The following is a 24,883-nucleotide window of genomic DNA, read 5'->3' as shown; positions in this document are numbered from 1 at the left end:
CTAAGCTACGCCCATGTATTGCAAGGCGGACATGAATGCCGCCAGACGACCGCCAAGGAGCAACGAACAATGAGCGTGCAGGCTGGAATTGCAGAGGAGACGCAGGACGCCAGCCTGGGCCTGGCCGCCTACGCGGCACTGCGCCGCGACATCCTGTCCTGCAAGCTGGTGCCAGGCACGCTGGTCACCGAAGGCGAGCTGATGACGAGCTACGGCTTCGGCAAGAACAGTTGTCGCATTGCGCTCACGCGGCTAGCCCACGACCGCCTGATCTTTGCCCGGCCACGTCGCGGCTACCAGGTGGCGCCCATCACGCTCAAGGATGTGGAGGAAGTCTTCGCCCTACGTGTACAGCTGGAACCGATGGCGGCCCGGCTCGCCATCGGCCGCGTCGATACGGGGCTGCTGCACGGGCTCGAGGCGGCTTGCCGCGATGAGTACGCGATTCCGGCACCACGCCGCATCGACAAGTTCATGGACGCGAACAAGCAATTCCACCTTGCCATCGTCCAGGCTACTGGCAACGAGCGGCTGACGCGCACGCTGTCGTCGCTGATGGACGAGATGTCGCGGCTCGTCGCGCTCGGCTTCAATGTCCAGCGCGTGCGTCCGGAGATCCGCCATGACCACAGTTCGCTGATCAAGGCGTTCGAGGATCACGACGAGAAGGCCGCCGAAACGATTGCGCGCCGTCACATCGAGGCATTCCGCACTCAGACCATGGAAAAGGTCTACGCCAGCTTGTCGCAGGCCGGCACTTCCCTGCCCCTGCGTGTTGTGGGAAATTTCGCATGAATCCGCCCATTCTGTCTGCGCTGGGGATCGTTAAGCGCTTCGGCGCCATCACGATTCTGGACCGTATCGACGTGGCCGTGCGCCGCGGGGAGGTACTTGCACTGGTGGGTCCGTCTGGCTGTGGCAAGAGCACGCTGCTGAACATCCTGTCTGGGCTTTTGACCCCAGACGCCGGCCAGCTCGCGGTGGACGGCGTGCCCGCGACGCAGGTTTCTGACTGGCGCCGTATCGGCTACATGTTCCAGGAAGATCGGCTGCTGCCGTGGCGCAGCGTGCGCGACAACGTCGCGTTCGGCCTCGAAGCCAGCAGCCTCTCGCGGGCCGGCCGTCGCCGTCGGGCAGACGAGATGCTCGAACTCGTCGGCCTGCACGCCCGGGGCGATGCCTGGCCGCACGAGCTGTCGGGTGGCATGCGCAGCCGCGTAGCGCTGGCCCGCAGCCTGGCCGTGCAGCCCGAAGTCCTGCTGATGGATGAGCCGTTCTCCAAGCTCGATCCTCAGACCCGCAGCCAAATGCATGAGGAACTGCTGCGCATCCAGGCGTGCAACCGCATGACCGTCGTCTTCGTCACGCACGATATGGAAGAAGCCGTGGTGCTGGCCGATCGCGTGATCCGGCTTGCAGCGCGGCCCGGCCGCGTAGCCGACGTGGTCAACCTGGAAGAACTGCTCCGGCCACGTGTCCCCACCGAGCCGGTCGTGGCAGAACAGGTGCGCGTACTGCGCGCCGCGGCATGAGGAACGGCATCGTGACAGCGGCCGCTTCCCGTCATCTCGCCACGCTGGTGCTGCAACGCCTGCTACTGGTGGCCCTGCTGCTGGGGCTCTGGTGGTGGGGCGCTACGCGCGTGCCGTCGTTCGTGCTGCCCGGCCCCGAGAAAGTCGGCTTGGCCCTGATTTCGCTGTGGCACAGCGACACCTTCGCCGCCGACGTGGCCGCCACGTGCCGACGCGTTCTGTCCGGTTTCGTGCTGGCCACCTTCGTTGGCAGCGGCCTGGGACTGACGCTGGGCGCAAGCCGCGTCCTGGCCCGCTTCTTTGAACCGGTACTGACGGTCTTCAACACCGTGTCGTCGGCCATCTGGGCCATCTTCGCCATCATCTGGTTCGGCATTTCCGATGCTACGACGGTTTTTGTCGTGTTCATGACGGCCATGCCACTGATCCTGACCAATGTCTGGGAAGGCACCAAGACCGTCGATCTCCACTATGTCGACCTGGCACGCAGCTTCCGCATGTCTCGGCTCCAGGTGCTGCGCAAGATCTACGTGCCGACAATCCTGCCGCATTTCTTCGCCGGCGCGCGACTGGCGTTCGGGTTCGGCTGGCGCGTATCGCTTGTGGCCGAGACGATCGGTTCGTCCAGCGGCATCGGCTATCGGCTGCGGCAAGCCGCCGACCTCGTGCAGACGGACCAGGTATTCGCGTGGACCGTCCTGCTCGTCGGCCTGATGCTGCTGCTCGAAGGCGGCTTGCTGAAGCCCGCGGAACGCTGGTTGTTCCGCTGGAAGGCAGCGGCGCGGCAATCGTCTATCCCCTCCGTTTCCTTCCAAGCCTGAGACTTCATCGTGCGCAAACTACTGTCAGCGGCCGCCGCCGCGTTCTCCGCCTATTCCGCATTCATCGCGCTCTCCTACGCGGCGATCACCCCTGCCACGGCCAGTGCCGCCGAGCCGGCGCACACCGTCAAGATCGGCTATTGGACCAGCGGCGTCAGCCTCGGCTATGGGTCGGTTCTCGAAACCAAGGATTTTCTGGCCAAGCGTGGCGTGCGCGCCGAGTTCGTTCACTTTCCCGACGTCAACGCGCCGCTGCGGGCGCTGGCTTCCGGATCGATCGACCTTGCGTTCGGCGCACCCGTAGCCGGGGTGTTCGGTACCGCCGCATCGGGCGTGCCCATCCGCATCTTTGCCGCGACGCAGCCCGCCGATGTGCAGTTCGTCGTGCCAAAGGATTCACCCATTCAGTCGATCCGTGAGCTAAAGGGAAAGAAGGTGGGCATGTCGCCCGCCGGCTCCTCGGTCGCGGTGATTGCCGGGGCCGTGCTCGCCGGGAACTATCAGATCAGGAGCGGCGACTTCGCGCCGGTCGGTGGCAACGAATCGCGCCTTGCGCAGTTCCTGGTCCAGAAGCAGGTGGATGCGGCGGCGCTGCGCTCGGTCACCGTGGAGCAACTCGGCGACGAACTGCCGGTACGCAAGCTCGGCACGTTCGCCACCGAATGGAAGACGCTGACACAGTCCGATGCCGTGCCCTACATCGGCGTGGGCGCTGCGCGCGCCGATCTGGTCGACAACCATCCGGAAGTGGTGGCACGCGTGATTGCTGCCTTGCGCGACACGCTGGCCTGGGGCAACGCAAATCGCGACGAAGTCGTTCAGATCCTGCAGAGGAAGGCCAACCTTCCGGCGGACGATGCCAAGGTCTATGTCAGCCACTGGAACGATATGAACCGCGTGACCTTCGAGCCCGCGGACATCGCCACGCTGCGCCGCCAGCACGCCGTGTTCGTCGAATCCGGCCTCGTCAAGGGCGAACTGAAGGACGATCTGTTTGCCCTCAAGCCCTATGCGCAGGCCAAGGCGCTCAAGTAAGCCCGCCTGACTGATTCCACCTTTTCCATTCCGCTTTCCCATCCCCCAAAGGAATCCATCGTGACTCAATCCATGCAAGCGCTGGTGCTCGACGCACACGGCACCGTCGAAGAACGGCTGCGCGTCGTCGCCGACAAATCCGTACCCAAGGCCGACGAAGGCCACGTCGTGATCAGCGTAGGGGCGTCGTCCTTCAACTATCACGACGTCTTCACCGTCCACGGCATGCCCGGCATCAAGGTGCCGTTTCCTGTGGTGATCGGCCTGGATCTTGCCGGCACGATCACCGAACTGGGCGCCGGCGTGACCGGGTGGAAAGTCGGAGACCGCGTGCTGGTGAACCCGCTCAAGCCTGGCGTGGGCCTGATGGGCGAGATGACCGATGGCGGCATGGCACAGTTCGCGCGCGTGGATGCACGTCAGTTGATCGCCCTTCCCGACAACGTCACGTTCGCGCAGGCCGCCGCACTGCCGGTGGCCTACGGCACGGCACATCGGATGCTTGTTACCCACCAGACCGTCAAGGCCGGCGACAAGGTGCTGGTACTAGGCGCCAGCGGAGGCGTGGGAACGGCCACGGTACTGCTGGCAAAGATGCTGGGCGCTGAAGTCATCGCTGCGGCGGGATCCGACGACAAGGGTGCGCGACTCAAGGCACTGGGCGCTGACCACATCATCAACTATCGCGAGGTCGATTTCGGCAAGTGGGTCATCGAGCGCTTCGGCAAGCCGCAGCGGCGTACCTTCGATGGCGGTGTCGATGTCATCGTCAATTTCACCGGAGGCGATACGTGGCTGCCCTCGATCAAGAGCCTCAAGCGCGGCGGCACGCTGCTCGTCTGCGGGGCCACAGCCGGCCATGACCCGAAGGAAGACCTGCGCTACGTCTGGAGCTTCGAGCTGAACATCAAGGGGTCGAACAGCTTCTACGACGACAACCTCAAGGCCCTGCTGGCACTGGTTGCCGACGGCAAGCTCGATCCGGTGATCGACAGCGTGCTCCCGCTGGACCAGGCCGCCAAAGGGCTGGCACTGATCCGCGACCGCGCCGTGCTGGGCAAGGTCGTGGTGACGCCGTAAGGCATCGACGCAAGCCGCTTTCGCACACGCCTCCCCACCGATATCGATACGAGAACATGACACAGACCACCACCCTCCCCTCCGCCGCAGAGGTACAGGCACGATTGCTCCGCGGCCCTTATCACCAATGGCTCGGCCTGCAGGTCCAATCCGTCTCCGAAGGCGAGATCACGTTGACCGCGAAGTTCCGCGACGAATGGATCGTCAACCCTGACGGCGGCTACATTCATGGCGGCATCCTGGCCGCGCTGGTCGACCTTGGCGCTGACTGGGCGCTGGTTTCGCACACCGGCAAGGGGGTGCCGACGGTGGACCTGCGCGTGGACTACCATCGCCCGGCGCGCGGCGATCTGAAGGTTGTGGGCACGGTCATCAAGACCGGGCGCCTGGTGAGCGCAGCCGAGGCCAATGTCTACGACGCCGAAGGCCGTCTGGTGGCCAGCGGCCGGGGCGTTTACGCCACGCCTGCGCAGGCTTGACGCATCATGGCAGCTGAAGCGCACGCGGCACAGGGCCGCAATCTCGGGAGCGTGATTGCCCGCGACGCCGATCCCGCCACGCTGGCCATCGTCGGCGTCGGCGCGAACGGGGAGGCAACCCAACATACGTATGGGGCCATCGATGCCGCCGCGGACGCCATTGCGCGCGGCCTGCTCCGGCGGGGCCTGGTGCAGGGCGACCGCGTCGCGCTGCTTGGCGTGAATTCAGTCGACTACGTCGTGTCACTACTCGGCATCATGCGCGCCGGGTTGATCGCGGTGCCGGCGAATTTCAAGCTGCCACAGGCACTGGTCGACTATATCGTCGACGACAGTGGCGCAAAGCTTGTGCTGTGCGACAAGGCGAAACACGCGCAGGTGCCCGCCGGCGCGCCCGTCATCGCGTTCGGCTCATCCGAATACGCGGCCCTGAGTGCGCCGAGCGGCGATACATCGCCTTTCACGCCGTACGCGCCCGCCGACGAAGACCTGGCGCTGCTGCTCTATACCTCCGGCTCCACGGGGCGGCCCAAGGGTGTGCGCCTGAGCCACGCCAGCCACCTCTGGGTGGTGCGGGCACGCCAGGCCAGCACACCGCTGACCAACGAGCGCGTGCTGATTGCCGCGCCGCTGTACCACATGAATGCGCTGGCGCTGATCCTGCTGGCGTTGGCCTGCCACGCGCCATTGGTGCTGCTGGACCAGTTCCAGGCCGCTGCCTATATCGATGCGATCGGACGCCACCAATGCACCTGGCTGACCGCTGTGCCGCCGATGATCGCGATGATGCTGCGCGAGCATGAATTGCTGGCCCGCACCGATCTGAGCAGCGTGCGGGCAGTACGCATGGGATCTGCGCCGGTCAGTCCCGCGCTGAAGGCACAGATTCATCAGTTGCTGCCCAATGCGCGCGTCATCAACGCCTATGGCACCACCGAGGGCGGCCCCGTGGTCTTCGGCCCACATCCCGATGGGCTGCCTACGCCAGCGCAATCAGTCGGCTATCCGCATCCCGCCGTGGCGATGCGGCTCATCGACGAGCGGGGTCAGGCGGCCGATGAAGGCGTGCTGGAGTTGCGTAGCCCCGGGCTGATGCTTGGCTACCACCAGCGTGCGGAATTGCGGCCCTTCACCGATGACGGCTATTACATCACCGGCGACGTGTTCCGCCGCGATGCCGATGGCTTCTACACCTTCGTGGGCCGGCGCGACGACATGTTCGTCAGCGGCGGCGAGAACCTTTACCCAGGCGAGATCGAGAAGGCGCTGGAGAGGCACGAAGCTGTGCAGCAGGCCAGCGTAGTCCCGGTTCCCGATGAGATCAAGGGCACCAAGCCGGTGGCATTCGTGGTGCTGCGTCCAGGCATCGCGCCGCCCACCGAGCACGCGCTGCGCCAATGGTCGCTGACACAGCTGGCCGCCTATCAGCACCCGCGGCAGATCTGGTATGTCGATGCGCTGCCGCTGGCCGCCACGCAGAAGATCGACCGGCGCGCACTGGCCGACGAAGCCGTGCGCCTACTGGTTCCATAACACCCCCCCGATTGCAATCCGCAGGAGTCCATGATGTTGTTCTGCAAGCCGGCGCGCGCCGGCGCCATCCTCGCCGCGCTCGGCACCACCGCTCTCTTCGCCACCTCGGCCCAGGCGCTCGATGAAGTCACGGTGGCGCTGGCCATTCCCCCGGCTGTCCACGACGGTGCGCCGTATGCCGCCGCCGAAGCGCTGGGCCTGTTCAAGGAAGCCAACCTTAGCGTCAAGACGATCGTCTTCCAGGGTGCTGGCGCCCTGCTGCCCCAGGTGGCGGGCAAGCGCGTGACGTTCGGCTATCCAACATCGGAACCGGTTATCGCGAGCTATTTCTCGGGCAAGGACCCGCTGCCACTGCGCTATTTCTATAACGGGGTGCCAGGCAATACGATGGAGTTTGCCGTGCTGGCCGATTCGCCGATCCGCACCCTGGCCGACCTCAAGGGCAAGCAGATCGGCGTGGGCGCGCTGACATGGGGCACGATTCCGGGCGGCCGCGCGGCGCTGCGCATCGCAGGCCTGGAGCCGGGCAAGAACGTCGAGTACGTGGCAGTGGGCGCGCTCGGAGCGGGGTTCCAGGCGCTGCGCACCCATCGCGTTGATGCGCTGAACTTCAACAGCAGCTGGGACGACATGCTCGAGTTCTCCGGCACCAGGATCCGGCGCATCGCATATCCGGCGGTGTTCCAGGAGACGGCCGGCAACGGCTTCATCGCACACGTCGATACCCTGCGCGACCAGCCCGACCTGGTGCGCCGCTTCGGCCGCGCCTACACCCAGGCCCAGATCGTTTGCGAGGCGAATCCCGCATTCTGCGTCAAAGCGTTCTGGCAGCAGCATCCGGAGACCAGACCGGCCGGCGACGAAGCCAGGCAGCTCGCCGAGGCGTCCGAACTGCTGACGCGCCGGCTGAAACGCGTGCTTTACACGCCGTCGGGTACGCTTCGCGTGCCGGGCCAGTACGATCTGCCGGCCATCCAGCGCGGCATCGATGCCATGGCCAAGGCCGGAGAATATCCCAGCGCCGACGTGCCGGTACAGAAGATCTTCTCGAACGAGTTTGTCCAGGCGTTCAGCGACTTCGATCGCGCCGCGCTGGTACGTCGCGCAAAGGCAGCCCAATGACCCGGCATCTGCACGCGCGAATCGATATCGCGCCGGCTGACGCGCTGGTGGATGTGCCGCGCGAGATCACGCTGCGAGGTTTCAACGGTGACGAATGCGTGGCCCTGGCCGCCACCTTGAACCATCCTGACGGCAGCCAGTGGGAAAGCCAGGCCATGCTGACTGCCGATGCCGACGGCACGGTCTCGGTCAGCGCCACGGCTCCAGTCAGCGGCGACTGGATCGTTGCCGACGCCACCGCGCCGGTCTGGGCGATGCGGCGGCTGCGCGCCCCCACGCGCCCGGCATGGAGCGAAGGCACCGCACCGCTAGAGATCGCGCTGACAGCCACGGGCCAATATGGCGCACAGGCGCGCGCGCAATACACCTTGCGGTTCCTGGCGCCCGGCGTCACGCATCGGCCAGTACGCGAAGCGGGGCTTAGTGGCACGCTCTACACCCCGGCGAGCCCCGGCCCGCATCCGGCGGTACTGGTGCTTGCCGGTTCGGGCGGCGGGATGCACGAACAACGCGCCGCGCTGTACGCCTCGCACGGCTACGCGGCGCTGGCGCTTGGCTATTTCAAGGCACCGGGCAGGCCAGATCATATCGACGACACACCGCTCGAATACTTCGAAACCGCGCTACGCTGGATGCACGATCGCCTGGCGCCCCGGCACGGATTCGTTGCGATTTCAGGCGTGTCGCGCGGCGGTGAACTCGCGCTGCTGCTGGCGTCCTGCTTCCCTGCGCTGGTCTCGGCCGTCGTCGCGTACGTACCCAGCGCTGTGGTGCATGGCACGCTGCGCGCGGGCCATCCTGACAAACCACGCGATGCCACCGCGTGGACATGGCGCGGCGCGCCGCTGCCCAATGTCTGGCGCGACAACCCCGACGCCGACTGGCACGCGTTCGATCATCCGCCCGCACCCGGCCAACCGGTACGTCAGGCAGCCGCTTTCCATACACCGCTGCGCAACGCCGGGGCCATGGCACGCGCCCGCATCCCCGTGGAAAACATCCTGGGACCCGTTCTGCTGATATCGGGCACCGATGACGGTTTCTGGCCATCCACGCTCTACGGTGACCAGGTGGCCGATGTACTGGGCCAGCGCAAGAACGGGGCGCCCGTAGAGCACGTGCGCGGCGAAGGCGCCGGACACGCAATCGGGCTACCGCAGTTGCCCGCAACGCTGATCGCAAAGCCGCACCCGGTGGCAGGCCTGCTGCTCGATGGCGGTGGCACCGCGATGGCTAACGCCAGGGCGAGCGCCGTCTCTTGGGCACGGGTGGTCAATTTCCTCGCCGACGCCGCGCAGCGGTCGGCAAGCGGTCATGCTGTGGGAGCGCCCGCGTCATGAGCGCCGCACTCTCGATATGCGGCGTGGGTCTGACCTATCCGACGCGTTCCGGCCATACCGAGGCCCTGTCCGACGTCGATGTGGAGATCGGTGAAGGCGAGTTCGTCGCCTTGCTCGGCCCCTCGGGATGCGGAAAATCCACGCTGCTGCGCCTTGCCGCCGGCCTGCTTTCACCGACGCGCGGACACATCGCACTGAATGGGCGGCCCGTCGAGGGGCCCAGCCGCAGCACCGGCGTGGTGTTTCAGAAGCCGAGCCTTCTGCCCTGGAAGAGCGTACGCGAAAACGTGCTGCTGTCAGCACGCACGCAGGGACTGGACCCTGCCCGCGCAAAGGCCCGTGCGGATCAACTGCTCGACCTTGTCGGCCTGACCGCCTTCTCCGAAAACTATCCGTTCGAGCTGTCGGGCGGCATGCAGCAACGCGTCGGCATCGCGCGCATGCTGCTACCTGACCCCGCACTGCTATTGATGGACGAGCCTTTTGCCGCGCTGGACGCGCTGTCCCGGGAGACCCTGACCTTCGCGCTGCAGGACATCTGGAGCGTCCAGCGCAAGTCGGTGTTATTCATCACCCACAGCATTCCCGAGGCCGTGTTCCTGGCCGACCGAATCCTGGTCATGTCGCCCCGCCCTGGCCGCATCGTGGAGTCACTGCCAAATCCGCTGGCGCGCCCGCGCAGTCTCGACACGTTCGACAATCCGGAGTTCACCACGCTCACCCAGCATCTGCGGAGACATTTCAATGCCCACTGACACCGTGGCCCGGCGGCTGCCCGCACTGGTCTATCCCGCTATCAGCATCGGCCTGCTGCTGCTCGCCTGGGATCAGGCCGTACGATGGCTTCAGATTCCCGACTACCTGCTGCCACCGCCAGAGGCGGTGTTTCGTTCGCTCGCAGATGGCTTTTTCACGGGCACGCTGTGGCCGCATATCGGCGCCACGCTGCTCAACACGGTGGCCGGCTTTGCGGTGGGCAGCGTGCTGGCCGTGGTACTCGGCGCGTTGCTGGCGGAATCCGAGACTTTCGAACGCTTTGTCTACCCTCTGCTGGTGGGCCTGCAAGCCACCCCGAAGGTAGCGCTGGGACCCATCCTGCTGGTCTGGTTCGGTTTTGGCGCAGCATCGAAGATTGTGCTGGTGGCCCTGGTCTGCTTCTTTCCGCTGTTCGTCAACACGGTCAACGGCATCCGGCGCACCGATCCCGAACTGCTCGAAGCGTGCCGCGCCTTCAGCGCTTCGCGCGGTTTCCTGCTCTGGCACGTAAAGCTGCCGGCAACGCTGGGCGACATCTTCTCCGGCTTGCAGATCGGCGTATCGCTGGCATTGATCGGCGCCGTGGTGGGCGAATTCCTCTCCGCGCAGCGGGGGCTGGGTTTCCTGATTGCATCATCGTCGGTCAGCATGAACTCGGCCACGATGTTCGCGGGCGTATTGCTGCTTGCGCTGACAGGGCTCATTGGCGTAGAGGGGGTTCGGGCCGTCCACCGGCGTGCCGTCTTCTGGCATCCGACGGTACGGGGCCGATAGCAGCGGCGAGAAATCTAGACCAACAGACCGCGTGCGTCCGGGATCGGCCGTGGACTCAACCGGTCGATGGATCGTTGTCTCACTCCAGCCGACACCTGCGCCAGAGTGCAATGCGCCGCGCAAGGGAAATACAATCGGTGCTCTATGGGATTTTAGGCAATCAGCTGGTGATCCACCGAAGCACGATGTTTAAAACCTCCACCGCAATCCCACCGTCCCGGTATGGTCCTGGTTGCCGCCGCCAAACTGCCCGGTATAGCGCAGGCCGAGCGTGGCCATGGGCGAGATGGCGAAATCGGCGCGCAGTTCGGCCAGGGCCGCGTTCTGGGCGATCGGGGCGCCCGTCACCGTGAACGGCTGGCTGCCGTCGAACGCCAGCGTTGTGGCCGGGCGTACGTCGCCGAACGCGTGGCGCCAGCCCGCCCCGACGTAGAACGCCGCGTCGGTGCCGCCAAACTGGACGCGCGCGCTGGTGCGCAGGCCGAGCGTGGTGGTGGTCAGCGTGTTGCTGTCGCCCGGGCTGTGCAGGGCCGTCGAGCCGCCCGTCTCCGCGAAGCTGCGCGTGCGTGTGTCGCTCCAGGCCACGCCGGCATACGGCTCGAGCTGGGTTGCCGCCGATAGCGGCATGGCGAAGCCGGCTTCCGTGAAGACCTGCGCCGTGCTGGCGTGATAGCTGGCCGTCAGGGACTGGACCGTGCTGCCCCCGAGGCTGGCCTGCCGGTCGGTGTCGGCGTCGTGCCAGCTATAGGCGGTGCCGAACAGCCATTTGAGCTTGCCGCCGCCGAGCGCGAAGGCGCGGCCGCCATATAGCGTGGCGCTGAAGGAATCGGTGATGGCGCGCGAGGACCGTTCGCTCACGCGCAGCGTGCTGTTGGCGTAGCCGAACGCCCCGCCGATGCGCCAGTCTTGCCCCACCGCCCCGTCGCCGCCCAGATAGAAGCCGCCAGTCTGCTGGCGCGCGCGCGCCGCATCGGCACTCCCATGGAAATTCTGCCAGTTGCCAAGCACCTCCACCCACAGCGGCTGGGCGGCGGAAATGGGCAGCGCTGCGGCCGGCAGGGGGCCGCCTAGCTGGGCGATGGGCGCGCCGGGCAGCATGCCGGCGGACAGGCTGTCGTTCAAATGCGCCAGCGGCAGCGCCCGTGCGCCACCCGCCAGGGTCATCAGACCCGTGGCCACGCTGGCGTGGGCCTCCCCGGAGAGACTGTCGAAGACGGCCGGCGGCGCGCCCTCGGGCAACGTCACCACGGCTTCGTGCACCGGGTTGCTGTCCGACAGGGTCTCCAGTGCGTTGGCCACGGCACGCTGGTTGCCGGTGACCGCGGCGTCGGCAAAGCGCATCGGGCGCGGGGCGGCTCCGCCAATCCCGCCACCTGCGCCGCCACCTGCGCCGCCACCCGTGCCCGGATCGACCGGCGAGACGGGCGATACAGGGTCCGTCACGTCCTTGCGCGTAAGCGCCAGGGTGACCTCGTTGGGGCCATATGTCAGCGTCGGGTCAAGGAACGCGTAGTTCGAACTTACCGACGCAAAGCGGCCCTGCATCGTCCCGGCCGTCAGGATGCTGTAGCGGCGCGTGGACGCGAAGTTGCCGTCGGGGCCGACATGGACCACCGCACCGCCGAGTGTGGCCGTACCGCTCACCGCCACGCGGTCGCTGGCCGACGAGGCCGGGTCGGCTTCCACGCGATAGGTCGAACCGGCGGCCAGCGTCAGGTCGCCGATGACGGTCAGCGTGCCGATGGAATTGCCCGGTGCCAGCGTGCCGCCCGATGCAATCACGGTACTGCCCACACTGCCGGCGCCGCTCAGCGTGGCGCCGTTATTCACCATGACCGCACCGGTCACGCTACCGCTCACTGCCAGCGTGCCGGCGCTGACCTGCGTCGCACCGGTATAGGTATTCGTGCCGCTCAGCGTCAGCGTGCCGGTGCCGATCTTGATCAGACCGCCGCCGGTGCCGCCACCGGCCCCGCCATCCTCGATCGTGCCGCTCACGGTGGTGGAGGTGTTGTTGCTGCCCACGGTCAAGACGTTCTGGCCGAGCTGGAAGCGCCCCGCCCCCGCGATGGCGCCGGCGGTGATCCGGTGGTCGAAGGCCGGCCCGGACGTGCCCGAGAAATCGACCCAGCCGCCCGCATCCGCCACCAGCGAGGCGTTGCCGGCGGTACTCCAGCCCCAGAACTCGGTGTAGCTGCCACTGCGCGTGGTGACCTGGCTGTTTCCGCCGGTGCTGCCCTCCTGGAAGGACATCACGCCCCCGTCGTTGACGATCGTGGCATTGGCCGCCGTGCTGCTGCCGAGCAGGTACGTGAACCCGCCGAGGTTCGTCACCTGGGTATTGCCAAGCGTGCCGGCGCCGTACAGGTTGATGTAGCCGGATCGATTGACCACCTGCCGGCCGCCCAGGTCGAAGCGGCCGTTCAGGCGCAGCGTTGCGCCGCCATCGACACTGACTGCACCACTGCCCAGCGCGCCGTTGACGTTGGCGATCAGCGTGCCGGCGCTGACCTGCGTGCCGCCGGCATAGGCGTTCACGGCGTTCAGTTCCAGCGTGGCGTTGCCGGTCTTGGTGAGGCCGCCGGGGCCGTCGATGACACCGTTGTGCGTCAGCGTGCCATTCGTGACCTCGAAGGTGCCGCCGCCGGCACCGAGCGTGGTGGCGCGCGCGGTGGTCATGGCTGCGGTCGTGCGCAGCGTGCCGCCGTTCAGCCCGAGCGAGCCAGCTGCCGCCCCAAGGTTGGCGTCGGACGAAATCGCCAGCGTGCCGCCCAGGATTTGCCAGCTCGTGATATCCGTGTTGCTACCGGCGAGGGTCCAGACCGACGCGCCGATTTTCTCGAAATGCTCGAAGCCACGATAAAGGCCGGCGTTGCCGATGCCGCCGGTCAGCGTGGCAGCGCCCGTGTCGCCAGCCAGCGCCAACGTGTCGTCAGTGCCGTAGGCCTCGATGCTCCCCACGAAGCTGTTGGTCCAGAACTCGAAACGGTTCGTGCCGCCCGTGAACTGGACCGCCGCCGCGCCGGGGCCGCTTGCTACGATGGTCCCCTTGTTGACGATGGTCAGGTTGCTGCCGCGCACGCCCACGCCGGACGCACCCGTAGTGCCGTTCGCGGCCGGCGAACCATCGAAGTTCATGCCACCCTGGCCACCCACGCCCCCCGCGCCCCCCCTGATCGTGCCCTCGTTCAGCAGCGTGGAGCCGCTGGCCAGTTCCATGCCGCTGCCGCCCATGCCGCCCTTGCCGCCCACGCTGCCGTAGAAATCGTAGACGCCGTCGCCGCCGTTGCCCCCGGTCCCGCCATTGCCACCCGCCACCACGGCATTTGCTTCGATATGTACCGTGGCCGCGCTGGTCAGCAACATGCCGACACCGCCGTCGCCGCCGTTGCCCGCGCCTTGGAGGCCCGCGATCGGCTTCGACCCGCCGCCGTTCCCGCCATTGCCGCCCCGGCCGCCGGACACCCCGCCGCCCGCCTTCACCACGATCTCGGTACCGCCCGCGTGGATCAGGCCGTACCCACCTTCGCCACCGCCGCCGCCGCCCCCCTGATACGCTACCGGCAAATAGCCGTCATCGCCACCGTTGCCACCCTTGCCACCACTGCCGCCGAACACGCCGGTGGAGATGGTGGTCGGCACGGCACCCATCACCATGCCATCCGCGCCACCCCCGCCGCCACCGCCGCCGCCACCTGCGTACGAGGCATTGTCGAAGTTACCGTTGCCACCGTCGCCACCACCCTGGCCCGGCGCGGTACCCGCTGCGCCCGCCAGCCCCCGCGGCATCGCCTGGGACGCGTTGATGCCGCCCGCCCCACCGGCCGCGTTGCGCGCGCCGCCCCCGCCGCCGGTGCCGTCGCCATCGGGCACGGTCAGCCCACTCTGGCCAGCCTGGCCCGAAGCGACGCCGCCCAACCCGCCCGGCAGGTTAAAGCTGTAGCCCCCGGCGCCACCATTGCCGCCAGCGGCCTGCGCCGGCGACCCGGAAAGGGACATCATGAGGATGGCAACAGCGCCGGCAATGGCGCGCAGGCACGGCTGTTCACCGGCGGTGAGGCTCGAATCTCTTGTCATGCGGATTTGCGGCCGGCCAGGCCGGCGACCCTTTTCCCTGCGCGGCGACCAGCGGCTTGCCGGCTATGCGTGCGCTTTCATTGTTTTAATGTGCAGGCGGGCGCCCGTGCGAACATCAGTGGCATCGGCAAAAAGCCGAAACGGCGCACGAGATGCGCCCCCTCGGGGCGGGATTTTCGCAATTTTGCGAATAGAAAGATACGCCTGAGTACCGCAGATATGCCTCAAAACAACAGCCCATATGTTTAAGCCGCGCTTCGAGGTTAATGTTCATGCGTCCCGCACGCCCAATGCGCATTCACGGCTAGATGCGCGAAGGTGCCTCCCGCGTGGATCGCCAGGCGGACAGCGAGGCTGGCCGCGACACTTCTTTCGAGTCCCCGGTCCGTCGCCCTTCGGCTAGTCCCCAATCCCAGTTCATAATAACGACCGCGGCGCGACGAATGGAACGGCGTGTGCCTGCATCTCTTATTTCGACGTGGAGAACGCAAATGCGTGACATCATCGACGGCTTCCTGCGTTTTCAGCGAGAGGTCTATCCGCAACGCGTTGAGCTCTTCAAGCAACTCGCGACGACGCAACATCCAAAGGCGCTGTTCGTCACCTGCTCGGACAGCCGCGTCGTGCCTGAACTCCTTACGCAACGTGAACCGGGCGAATTGTTCGTGATTCGCAATGCCGGCAACATCGTGCCTTCGTACGGTCCAGAACCCGGCGGGGTCTCGGCCACCGTCGAGTATGCGGTCGCGGTGCTGGGCGTAAAAGACATCGTGATATGCGGCCACTCCGATTGCGGCGCGATGGGCGCCATTTCGCGGTGCACGTGTCTTGACCATCTCCCGGCGGTTGCGAGCTGGCTGCGCCATGCGGATGCCGCCAAAGCCATCAACGCGGCGCACCATTTCGACACGCCTCGCGCCAAGCTCGACGGGCTCGTGCGCGAAAACGTGATCGCGCAACTTGCGAATCTGCGCACGCATCCCTCTGTGGCACTAGCCCTCGAGCAAGGACGACTGAATCTGCACGGCTGGGTGTACGACATCGAGGCAGGTAGCATCGACGCACTGGACGGCACGACCCGACGCTTCGTGCCGTTGGCCGAGTCGCCGACGACAGTTGCGGTGACTTCCCATCACCACAGAAGCGTATGACTGCGCCCTCCCTTCGCGCCAGTAGGAAGGTGCCAGGAATAATTGGGACCTGAAGTGAAGAGCGCGCAGGGCATCCGCTCGTACCCGCCGAAATGCGTGTCGACTTCTGACTGATCTACCACGGTAACCTCCACTCCCACCCTTTCCTGCGGAAGCCCCCGGAGGATCGCTAGTGCGGGTTCAAGATGAAATGCCGCCTCTTTATCTCTCGCGAACGTCGTACCGACCCGGATCAGATAGCTTTCCCCGTTCGTAGCGCAGGCGTGTACGGTGGCGGCCGAGTGTTAGCCATTCGACACGAAACTCCAGGATGTCCTCGACATTCGGTTCACACCGGCGAGACGCGTGAGCGTCCGCCGGCGTGTGCCGTCAGTCGGCGTTGACGGTGATGCCGCGCGACTTGGCCAGGAGGGTATTTCCCATACCGTCAACGCCAATCGAAACTTGCGCAGCGATGGAGGGGAGAATTGTAGATATTGCCGGCGGCCCATAGGTCGCGGCACGCTCGTTCTTCGTTCACCATCCAGCGTGTGTGTGCCTCCGCCGTTGCCAAGCTGCCCAAGCCATTCCCACTAGAAACGCCAGTGCCGGGGCGAAGATAGGCACAGCCGCACGAAGGACCACTCTACTTACCGTCATGGCCTGCTCTCTCGGTCGATTCATTGATCACGGTTGGGTGATGCTTCCAAAGCAGGGCCTCCACGCCTTCCAACTGCAACAGGTCCACGCCGGTGACGATCAATCTCGCGCAATCGCCACCTGAGTCCTCGTGGGCCTCCGGGCTCTGAGCGCCTACGATTTCCACAATCAGGCTGCGAAGTGCGGGTAAAACTCCCTGCTCGCCCTCCTCGCCCACCGACTTCTGTGAAAGCTGGACGCTAACGGCGAGGCCGGGATAAGTGTCTCGCAAAGCCTGACAGGCACTGGCTGCTGAAGATTGATTAGAAAAGCTCGCCGTGATCGTGGACATTTCATCCTCCGTGCCCTGCGCATCGAAATTAGCGATTCCTGCAACCACCATGCCAAGTCGCGCGCCTTCATCGTGTTCGCCCCCGACCGTGGATGGTCAAGCCTAACCCGCGCCGGCGGGCGGTTCAGGCGACTAGGGAATGAGGCCGGCCTGGCGACAGCCCATAACCGCGTTATCGAACAGGCCGATGTCCCGGCGCCCACGCGCCACCAGTTGCGCGCCTTCGATGGCGGCAAACATCGCCAATGCGCGTTGGCGGCGCTTCTGCACGCCCGCAAGTGGATCGTCCATTTCCACCACTCGCATGAGCCACGCGATATTGACATCTGTAAAACGGCCCACTTCCGAGCGCACGGCCTCAGGCAGGGCTTCCTGTTCCGCTGCCATGATTCCACAGAGGCACATACGGTTGCCGTTCAGCAGCGCGGCCCGAAAGATCGCCACATAAGCGTCGAGCAGCACCGTCGGATCCTCGGATGTCTTGAGCAACTGTTCCAGCATCTCCGCGCCTGAATCCGTGTACTCGCGCGCCAAGGCTGCGCCGAGATCTCCCTTGGTGGGGTAATGGTGATGGACGGCGGGTCCTTTTATGCCCAGCCGAGCCGCAATGTCGCGGAAGCTGAGCGCGTTATAGCCCTGCGCTTGGACCAGTCCTCGGGCTATTTCTAAGATGCGTTGTTTGGTGTCTGTCGAAGCCATGCCGCATTGTACTAAATGACTTAGCGCTAAGTAAGCTTGACGCGGTGCGAATGAGCCTTTAGGATCTGCCTACTTATCAATAGGTAAGCTACCCAAGAACGCGCGCTACAGGCACAAAATGAAAATCTTCGACATCCCAGGCTTTCCTAATCCGCTGCGCATCCGCATCGTTCTCGCTGAAAAATCGCTGGCCGACCGCGTGACTTTCGTGAAGATCGATCTTCCCGCCGCCGAGCACAAGCAGCCAGCCTTCCTGGCCATCAATCCCACAGGCACCGTTCCGGTGCTGCAGTTGGACGATGGCACGTACATTTCAGAATGCACGGCCATCACGGAATACCTCGACAATCTCGATGGCAAGCCGGTGCTGACCGGCCGCACGCCAAAGGAGAAGGGCGTCATCCATATGATGCAGAAGCGCGCTGAGTCTGAACTGATCGATGCGGTAGGCATCTATTTCCATCACGCGACGCCCGGGCTAGGCGCCGGGTTGCAGCCCTACAAGAGTCCGGACTGGACCGGACGGGTGGAATGGGGCAATCGCCAGCGCGAGAAGGCCGAGGCCGGTATGCGCTACTTCAACGCGGTGCTGTCCAAGCAAGCGTATGTGGCGGGTGACACGTTCTCGATGGCCGATATCACTGTGTGGGCGGGGCTTCTGTTCGCGGGCTTTGCCGAGATTCCGGTGCCGGCCGAATGCGTTCATCTGATGGCATGGCGGGCCAGGATGGATGCGCGGCCATCGGTCAGCCATCCGGCCTGACCGCGTCTCCCTCCGGTTAAGTCGCGCCGGCGTTACTTCGGCGCGCCCAGCTGCGGGGGTCCACCCGGCGCCGTTGTGTCGTCGCTCTTAAAGGTGTATTGTGGATACATGTTTTACCGGAATCCATCTGGTCAGATCGATTCCAGCTTAGTTTCCCCGCTAACCTTTAGGAGCAAGCAATGGATTCCCCCGCCGCCTCGGCCAACCTGGAACGGCATCGTTCCGCCGAGAATATGTCCGACCGTGTCGCTTTGGCCATCACACTGACGCTGYGGGTGCTTGCGGATACCTTCTTCGCCAAGCGCTATGGCAATCGTGCCATTGTGCTTGAGACAGTCGCTGCGGTACCCGGCATGGTGGGCGGCATGCTTATCCACCTACGTTGTTTACGCTGGATGGTGGCCGACCATGGCTGGATCCGCACCTTGCTCGATGAAGCCGAGAATGAACGCATGCACCTTATGACGTTTGTCCAGATCGCCAAGCCGAACTGGTTTGAACGACTGGTCATCCTGGCTGTGCAGGCCATCTTCTTTGTCGCGTTCTTCCTGCTGTATCTGAGCTCGTCACGTACTGCGCATCGCATGGTGGCGTACTTTGAGGAACAGGCTGTCATCAGCTATACGCTGTACCTCGCCGAGATTGACGCCGGTCGGGTAGAAAACATTCCGGCCCCGGCATCCGCCATCGCCTATTGGAATCTTCCCGAGAATGCTCGCCTGCGGGAAGTCGTCATTGCAGTCAGAGAGGATGAAATTGGTCACCGGGACGTGAACCATGAATTCGCCGATGCGCTGACTGCCGCCCCGGTTCGGCAGACGGGCTGATCGTCCACACGCTTTCCTACTCCCCCCGCATCGTCCTCTTCGCTTCGCGCCGCAGGATCGAGACGAATTTCACCAGCGTTTCATCCTGGCCGCCACGTCGCCACACCACGCCGACTGGGCCGAACGAGCCCACGTCGGTCAGGGGCAGGCGGCGTACCAGCGAGCGGGCCACGAGGTGCCGGGCCATGGCGCCCGAGCAGACGCCCAGATAATCGCTGGCATGGAGAATGGATTCGAGAACCATGACCGATCCTGTCTCCAATGCCGGCACGATTCCCGCACCGCCCCGCTCCAGCAGCGTGTTTTCCAGCCGCACGCGCATCAGCGTATCGCGCGGCGGCATGGCCCATGGATAGGCGTACAGGTCCGTCCAGTCGATCTGGGTGGCGTCCGAGAGCGGATGGTCGGGTCCGACCACGATCGCAATATCGTCTTCGAACAGCACTTCGTGCTCAAGCGTCGGCCCATAGGCGCGTGCATCGATCGAGCCCACGATCAGGTCGAATTCGCGCTCTTCGAGCTGGCTCAGCAACCTGTTGAAGACACCCTCCGACACCTGGAAGGCCACGTTGCCTTCGTCTTTCTGGAACGCGAGGATGGCACGCGGCAACAGATGGGCGATCCCCGCCGTCACACTCCCAATGTGCAGCCGCGACACCTCGCCTCGCTCGAGCGAAACGAGTTCGTCATTCGTCCGGCTGACTTCGCCGAGCACGCGCAGCGCCAGCTTGCGCACGGCTTCGCCCGCTGGCGTCAGCCGCATCTGCTTGCCCCGTAGCACGAGCCGGGCGCCGACCAGTTCCTCCATCTCGCTGAGCCAGTGCGAGACGGCCGACTGGGTCATGTGAAGCCGGTCGGCGGCCAGCGTCAGCGTCCCCGCCTCGATCAGTACCAGGAACGACTCCAGATGGCGCATGCGCAACCGCCGGGCCCACGCTACGGCGTCTTGCGGTGACTGCATGAGCATTTCCTCATAGTAGGTTCGTAAGTTTTCATTGGCGACGACCGGGAAGTCGCGGCAATAATGCGACAGCAGCGGCCGCACTGCAACCACGACACGACTGAAGATAAGGATACGACATGAGGAAAATCTCCACTCGGGGGACGATGCTGGCTGCTGCCGCGCTGGTGCTGGGCGCCACGGGGCCTGCCTGGGCCTGCGGGGAGGCCGGTAACACCAGCCCGATCCGCCTGGTGGTCTCGCAGCAGGCCGGTGGTGGCACCGACACGCTGGCACGCATGTGGGCCGAAACCGCGCGGCGGGAACTGGGCACGACGGTCGTCGTCGAGAACAAGGCTGGCGCTGGAGGCGTCATCGCGGCGAAGTACGTGCTCGGCCAACCTGCCGACGGCTGCACGCTCTTCCTGGCCGGCGTGTCGCAGATGGTGCTCAACAAGTTTGCCTACGCGCCGCTCGCCTACAAGCCTGAAGTCGACTTCGCGCCGGTGGCGGTGCTGACGACCACGCCTTTCGTGCTGGTCGCCAATCCGCAATCCGGTATCCGCACCCTGCAGGACCTTGAGGCGATGGCGAAGGCCAAGCCCGACGCGATCAACTTCGCATCGTCGGGCAAGGGCAATTCCACGCACGTCATCGTGGAGTTGTTCCAGAAGAACCAGAAGCTCCGCATGACCCATGTGCCCTACAAGGGCGAGCCCGATGCCATCGTCGGGACGGTCAGCGGACAGACCCAGCTCATGGCGCCCACCGTCGCCACCGCCACGCCGCAGATTCAGGCCGGCAAGCTGGTTCCCTTGGTGCTGTTCTCGCCGAAACGCGTCCCCGAACTGCCTAACGTGCCCACCGCATCCGAGCTGGGCCTGACGGGGTTCGACGACCTCGGCTGGATGGGGATTGCTGCCAAGGCTGGCACACCGCCTGAAACGATCCGCCGCCTGCACGCCGCCTCGCAAAAATTCCTGACCGACAGCGCCGTGCTTCAGAAGATGAAGACGATGCAGGTGATCCCGATGCCGGGACCGTCGAACCTGCTGATGCAACTGACCGAACGCGACACCGCCCGGCTGCAGAGCGCGATGTCCGACGTCGATTTCAAGGCGAACTGACCATGAGCACGCGTGGAATGGTGGTGTGCCCGCAGCCGGAAGCTGCGGAATCGGGCGCGGAGATCCTGAAAGCCGGCGGTAACGCCATCGACGCCGCAGTGGCGTGCGCGCTCGCCCAGACCGTGGTCGATCCGCTGATGTGCGGTATCGCCGGATTCGGCACCGCAGCGGTCTACCTGCCCGGCAGCAACGTGCATGAGTATTTCGACTTCCACGCGACCGCGCCGGGCAATGCCCGACCGGACATGTGGGCCGACCTGCTCGAAGGCGAAGCCCGCGACGGCTTCGGCTTCTTCATCAAGGACCGCCTCAACGACATCGGCTATCAGTCCGTCGCCACCCCGGGCACGCTGCGCGGACTCGAGGCGATGCACGCCGCGCACGGCCGCCTGCCGTGGGCCGAAGTGGTCGCCCCGGCCGTCGACTGGGCGCGGCACGGCTACTTCGTCCGCCCCGGCATGTATGCCTTCTGGAACGACGACGCCACCTTGGGCCGCGCCAGCAACCGGGAGCGGCTGGCCTTCAGCGCATCGGGCCGTACGCTCTACTGCAAGGCGGATGGCAGTCCCAAATCCGTTGGCACGCCCATCGTCAATCCCGACATGGCCAACGTGCTGGAGCGGATCGGTCGCGTCGGTGCCGACGATTTCTATCGTGGTGAAATTGCCGCTGCGATCGTCGAAGACATGCAGCGCCATGACGGCCTGATTTCGAAAGCGGATCTCGATGACTATCAGGTGGTCCGACAAAAGCCGCTGTTCGGTCGATACCGCGACCGCGTCGTGGCGACGAACCAGCCCCCCGGCGGTGGCGCCATGTTGCTGGAGATGCTGCACGCGCTCGAACAGTTCGACCTGGCGGCCATTCCGCACAACTCGCCCGAGTACATCACGATTCTGTGCGAGATCATGAAGCAGGCCACCGTCGACAAGGACCGCCATATCGGCGACCCCGCCTATGTCGACGTCCCGCTCGACTATCTTCTGTCGGCCGAGCGGGCGGCAGCAACGGCCGACGCGGTGCGGAGCGGGCAGCGTGTCGAAGTGACGCGCGTCAATCCGGGCCATGCGGTGCCGCGCGACACCACGCATCTCTCGGTGGTCGATGGCGACGGCAACTGCGTGTCGCTGACGCATTCGCTCGCCATGCCGGCCGGGGCGATCACACCCGGACTGGGGTTCATGTACAACGGCTGCATGGGCGTGTTCGATCCCCGGCCCGGTCGGGCTGGGAGCATCGCGCCGGGCAAGCGCCGCTTCACGTCGTCTTGCCCGACCATCGTGTTCCGGGATGGCAAGCCGGAGATCGTGCTCGGCGCGCCCGGGGGCACCCAGATTGCCATGGGCGTGCTGCAAGCCATCCTGAACGTGGTGGATCGCGGCATGACGATGCAGGAGGCCGTGTCGGCGGCCCGGTTCTCGTCGACCAGCAACGCCATCGACATCTGCAATCGGGTACCGCGGGCAGTGGCTCGGCAACTTGAGCAACGCGGCTACGAAGTCATCCGAAATCCCTACAACTACACCATCGGCTGGGTGCACGCTGTGCGACTCAGCGACGGCCGCCTGGAAGGCGGCGCCGACCCCGGACGCGATGGCGTCGCCTACTCGGTGGAATCGTTGATGTAGGGCAGATTCGGAGCGCTACCCAACCGTGGCGTACGCCAACGTCTTCGGCGTCTGGACGATCACCTCAGGCGCATCGCCAACAATGACGGTGTCGTCCAGACGAAAGCCGCCGAGACCATACACGTACAAGCCGGGCTCGGACGAATAGACCTCCCCGGCCAGCAGTCCCCGCGTGTTGAACGCCATGTCTTCGGGATACTCATGCAGCATCAGGCCCACCGCGTGGCCCGTCCTGTGGAAGACGTATTCCCCGCATCCCGCGGCTTCGATCACGGCCTGCGCGGCGGCATCCATATCGCAGACGCGCCGGCCGACCACGGCGGCGGCCACCGCAGCGTCCGTCGCCTGCGCGGCCACACGATAGAACCTCGCCTGCTCGTCGGTCGGCTGGCCGCAAAACCACGTACGTTCATTCTCGACGTAGAGCCCGTTCAGCCTCGGGAGTACGAGGTTGACGATGGTGTCGCCCTTCGCAATGCGCGCGCCGCAAGAGGCGCCATCGCCGTGCGGGGAAGCGGATGCAGCGCCGGTGAGGGTCCAGCACTTCAGGATCTCGAAGTCCTCGCCGGGGAACCGCCTCGCCGCTTCTTCCACCATGAGCGCCGCCATGGCGTGGTCCAGCTCCTGAACCAGACGGCCGGGGCGAATGTTCTCCCGGTACCGATCCTGGACCCAGTCGGTCAGGCCGGCCAACGCCCGCATGTTCTGGAGTTCCTCTTCATGCTTGACCCACCGGAGACTGCGCATCTCGGCAAGCGCCGGTCGCAACGTCATCTCGGGAAGGTGGCGCTGCGCCCCGGCCAGAATGGGATGCGGCACGTCCACAGCGATGCGCGACATCGCCAACCCCTTCTGGCTCAACAAGCCTGCTACCACCTCCGGCAGTTGCGACGGCAAGGCAAGACGGTTGGCCACACGCGGGTGCTCGGCATAGTAGGTCACGTCCGAGAGCCAGACCGTGCCCTTCTCCGTGGCGAAGCGCATGTGGTTGGTGGAGAGCTCGTTCATTACCGCGAACGTGTCCCCGTTGCGCGGCACGACAACGAACACCGGCCGCTCCCATGGCCAGACATCGAGCTGGAAATTCGTTGCGTACTGGAAGAAGTCAGGCGTGCCGAACACCAGGGCATCCACGCGCAAGCGGTCCATCAGGCGTCGCATCGCCGACAGCCGGTATTCGTGTACAGCGTTGGTCAGATGAGGCATGTCGTGGCCTAGAGAGAGATGTTGAGACGGCGAATGGTGGGGCCCCACGCGTCGGCATCGCGCTTCATATAGCGCTCGACTTCCGAAGGCGGGCCCTTGATGGCATCCAGAAACTGGAATCCCAGCTTTTCCTTGAACTGCGGATCGTCAAGAACATGGTTGATATCCGCGTTGATCTGCTGGACCACCCCCGGCGGCGTGCCGGCCCGCGCCACGATCGCGTACCAGCCGGGCACCTCGACGTCGTAGCCCAGCTCCTTGAACGTAGGCACTGTCGGCAGCGCAGTCAGGCGCCGCTCACCGGTGACCGCCAAGGGCAGCAGCTTCTTGCCCACGATGAACGGCTGCACACCCGCCACGACGTTCATCATCACGGGCGTTTGTCCATTCATCAGGCTGGTCGATCCCCCCGTCCCGTTGAAGGGCACGTGCTGCATCTTGATGCCGGTGCGCTCCGCCACCAGTTCCATGGCGAGGTGCGTGGAGTTGCCGATGCCACCGGACGCAAAGCTGATCTCGCCGGGCCGTGCCTTGGCCATGCGCACGAAATCCTGGAACGTTTGCACGTGCAGGGATGGAGCCGCGACGAAGACGAACGGCGAGTTGGCGAGCATGGCCACGCCAGTCAGGTCCTTGGTCGGCGAGTACGGCAGCTTCGGATAGAGGAAGGGATTGAAGGCCAGGTTAGACACGCCGGCAAAGAACAGCGTGTGGCCATCGGCCGGCTGCCCCAGTACGTACGAGATGGCCAGCGTGCCGTTGGCGCCTGGCTTGTTCTCCACGACAACCGGCTGCTTCCACGCCTGCCCGAGCTTCTCGGCCAGTGCGCGTGCCAACACATCGTTGCCCGTTCCACCCGCCTGCGGCACTACCAACCGGATGGGCTTGGTCGGAAAACCTTGCGCGCAGGCGGTGGCCGACAGCGCCAGTGACGCAACCGCCGCAGCAGTCCATCCCCATAACTTTTGCACGTTCATCTCGCACCCTGAAATCATCTGTTTCGTCGCTACCGCTAGCGACGAT

22 protein-coding genes are annotated in these 24,883 nt (G+C 65.3%); 16 read left to right on the top strand and 6 right to left on the bottom strand.

Translation table 11 applies throughout. The annotated features are described in order from the left end of the window. The first annotated feature begins 69 nt into the window (after positions 1 to 69). From AC1DP9_RS11420 to AC1DP9_RS11370, 11 genes are all read left to right on the top strand, one after another. Positions 70 to 795, top strand: a complete 726-nt coding sequence (locus tag AC1DP9_RS11420; protein ID WP_092294021.1) for a GntR family transcriptional regulator — start codon at positions 70 to 72, stop codon at positions 793 to 795. Continuing rightward, positions 792 to 1,532, top strand: a complete 741-nt coding sequence (locus AC1DP9_RS11415; protein WP_092294023.1) for an ABC transporter ATP-binding protein — start codon at positions 792 to 794, stop codon at positions 1,530 to 1,532. The genes AC1DP9_RS11420 and AC1DP9_RS11415 overlap by 4 nt, the downstream gene beginning before the upstream one ends. A gap of 11 nt (positions 1,533 to 1,543) precedes the next feature. After that, on the top strand, positions 1,544 to 2,353 hold the full coding sequence (locus AC1DP9_RS11410; protein ID WP_255370787.1) for an ABC transporter permease: 810 nt from the start codon (positions 1,544 to 1,546) through the stop codon (positions 2,351 to 2,353). A 9-nt stretch (positions 2,354 to 2,362) separates the two neighbouring features. Next, entirely contained in the window at positions 2,363 to 3,388 is a 1,026-nt protein-coding gene (locus AC1DP9_RS11405; protein WP_477107385.1) for an ABC transporter substrate-binding protein, read from the top strand. 72 nt (positions 3,389 to 3,460) lie between these two features. Then, entirely contained in the window at positions 3,461 to 4,468 is a 1,008-nt protein-coding gene (locus AC1DP9_RS11400) for a zinc-binding dehydrogenase (protein WP_477107495.1), read from the top strand. 56 nt (positions 4,469 to 4,524) lie between these two features. After that, positions 4,525 to 4,947, top strand: coding sequence for a PaaI family thioesterase (locus tag AC1DP9_RS11395; RefSeq protein WP_477107384.1), 423 nt, complete (start codon positions 4,525 to 4,527; stop codon positions 4,945 to 4,947). A gap of 6 nt (positions 4,948 to 4,953) precedes the next feature. Continuing rightward, positions 4,954 to 6,480 (top strand): class I adenylate-forming enzyme family protein, encoded by a 1,527-nt coding sequence (locus tag AC1DP9_RS11390; RefSeq protein WP_477107383.1) that lies wholly within the window; start codon positions 4,954 to 4,956, stop codon positions 6,478 to 6,480. Positions 6,481 to 6,510: 30 nt separating this feature from the next. Further along, entirely contained in the window at positions 6,511 to 7,602 is a 1,092-nt protein-coding gene (locus tag AC1DP9_RS11385; RefSeq protein WP_255370788.1) for an ABC transporter substrate-binding protein, read from the top strand. Next, a complete protein-coding gene (locus AC1DP9_RS11380) occupies positions 7,599 to 8,942 on the top strand; it encodes an acyl-CoA thioester hydrolase/BAAT C-terminal domain-containing protein (protein WP_477107382.1) in 1,344 nt (447 codons plus the stop codon). The genes AC1DP9_RS11385 and AC1DP9_RS11380 overlap by 4 nt, the downstream gene beginning before the upstream one ends. Then, on the top strand, positions 8,939 to 9,697 hold the full coding sequence (locus AC1DP9_RS11375) for an ABC transporter ATP-binding protein (RefSeq protein ID WP_477107381.1): 759 nt from the start codon (positions 8,939 to 8,941) through the stop codon (positions 9,695 to 9,697). The genes AC1DP9_RS11380 and AC1DP9_RS11375 overlap by 4 nt, the downstream gene beginning before the upstream one ends. Continuing rightward, positions 9,687 to 10,472 carry an ABC transporter permease gene (locus AC1DP9_RS11370; protein ID WP_477105186.1) on the top strand — a complete coding sequence of 262 codons (786 nt, stop codon included), beginning with the start codon at positions 9,687 to 9,689 and terminating at the stop codon, positions 10,470 to 10,472. The genes AC1DP9_RS11375 and AC1DP9_RS11370 overlap by 11 nt, the downstream gene beginning before the upstream one ends. A gap of 189 nt (positions 10,473 to 10,661) precedes the next feature. On the opposite strand, the gene AC1DP9_RS11365 is transcribed toward AC1DP9_RS11370, so the two are convergent. Then, positions 10,662 to 14,549: an autotransporter domain-containing protein gene (locus AC1DP9_RS11365; RefSeq protein WP_477107380.1), complete on the bottom strand. Its 3,888-nt coding sequence runs from the start codon at positions 14,547 to 14,549 to the stop codon at positions 10,662 to 10,664. A gap of 491 nt (positions 14,550 to 15,040) precedes the next feature. On the opposite strand from AC1DP9_RS11365, the gene AC1DP9_RS11360 reads away from it, so the two are divergent. Then, positions 15,041 to 15,700 (top strand): carbonic anhydrase, encoded by a 660-nt coding sequence (locus AC1DP9_RS11360; protein ID WP_477107379.1) that lies wholly within the window; start codon positions 15,041 to 15,043, stop codon positions 15,698 to 15,700. 625 nt (positions 15,701 to 16,325) lie between these two features. On the opposite strand, the gene AC1DP9_RS11355 is transcribed toward AC1DP9_RS11360, so the two are convergent. Both AC1DP9_RS11355 and AC1DP9_RS11350 read right to left on the bottom strand, forming a co-directional pair. Continuing rightward, positions 16,326 to 16,670, bottom strand: coding sequence for a hypothetical protein (locus AC1DP9_RS11355; protein WP_477107378.1), 345 nt, complete (start codon positions 16,668 to 16,670; stop codon positions 16,326 to 16,328). A gap of 132 nt (positions 16,671 to 16,802) precedes the next feature. Then, on the bottom strand, positions 16,803 to 17,369 hold the full coding sequence (locus AC1DP9_RS11350; RefSeq protein WP_441591227.1) for a TetR/AcrR family transcriptional regulator: 567 nt from the start codon (positions 17,367 to 17,369) through the stop codon (positions 16,803 to 16,805). A gap of 118 nt (positions 17,370 to 17,487) precedes the next feature. On the opposite strand from AC1DP9_RS11350, the gene AC1DP9_RS11345 reads away from it, so the two are divergent. Both AC1DP9_RS11345 and AC1DP9_RS11340 read left to right on the top strand, forming a co-directional pair. Continuing rightward, positions 17,488 to 18,132, top strand: a complete 645-nt coding sequence (locus AC1DP9_RS11345; RefSeq protein WP_477107377.1) for a glutathione S-transferase — start codon at positions 17,488 to 17,490, stop codon at positions 18,130 to 18,132. A gap of 179 nt (positions 18,133 to 18,311) precedes the next feature. Next, positions 18,312 to 18,959 carry an alternative oxidase gene (locus AC1DP9_RS11340; protein ID WP_477107376.1) on the top strand — a complete coding sequence of 216 codons (648 nt, stop codon included), beginning with the start codon at positions 18,312 to 18,314 and terminating at the stop codon, positions 18,957 to 18,959. Positions 18,960 to 18,975: 16 nt separating this feature from the next. On the opposite strand, the gene AC1DP9_RS11335 is transcribed toward AC1DP9_RS11340, so the two are convergent. After that, positions 18,976 to 19,920 (bottom strand): LysR family transcriptional regulator, encoded by a 945-nt coding sequence (locus AC1DP9_RS11335; protein WP_441644899.1) that lies wholly within the window; start codon positions 19,918 to 19,920, stop codon positions 18,976 to 18,978. A gap of 119 nt (positions 19,921 to 20,039) precedes the next feature. Here AC1DP9_RS11335 and AC1DP9_RS11330 point away from each other — a divergent pair, with 119 nt between their 5' ends. Together AC1DP9_RS11330 and ggt are read left to right on the top strand one after the other, a co-directional pair. Continuing rightward, complete coding sequence (locus AC1DP9_RS11330) at positions 20,040 to 21,026, top strand: tripartite tricarboxylate transporter substrate binding protein (RefSeq protein ID WP_477107375.1); 987 nt, start codon at positions 20,040 to 20,042, stop codon at positions 21,024 to 21,026. A gap of 2 nt (positions 21,027 to 21,028) precedes the next feature. Next, complete coding sequence (gene ggt, locus AC1DP9_RS11325) at positions 21,029 to 22,654, top strand: gamma-glutamyltransferase (RefSeq protein WP_477107374.1); 1,626 nt, start codon at positions 21,029 to 21,031, stop codon at positions 22,652 to 22,654. Positions 22,655 to 22,669: 15 nt separating this feature from the next. On the opposite strand, the gene AC1DP9_RS11320 is transcribed toward ggt, so the two are convergent. Both AC1DP9_RS11320 and AC1DP9_RS11315 read right to left on the bottom strand, forming a co-directional pair. Beyond that, positions 22,670 to 23,860, bottom strand: coding sequence for a M24 family metallopeptidase (locus AC1DP9_RS11320; RefSeq protein WP_477107373.1), 1,191 nt, complete (start codon positions 23,858 to 23,860; stop codon positions 22,670 to 22,672). 8 nt (positions 23,861 to 23,868) lie between these two features. Beyond that, positions 23,869 to 24,837: a Bug family tripartite tricarboxylate transporter substrate binding protein gene (locus AC1DP9_RS11315; protein ID WP_477107372.1), complete on the bottom strand. Its 969-nt coding sequence runs from the start codon at positions 24,835 to 24,837 to the stop codon at positions 23,869 to 23,871. Between the last annotated feature and the right edge of the window lie 46 nt (positions 24,838 to 24,883).

The sequence above is a fragment of the Cupriavidus sp. 01L43 genome, assembly GCF_056399925.1.
This window is presented reverse-complemented; position numbering and strand designations above follow the sequence as displayed.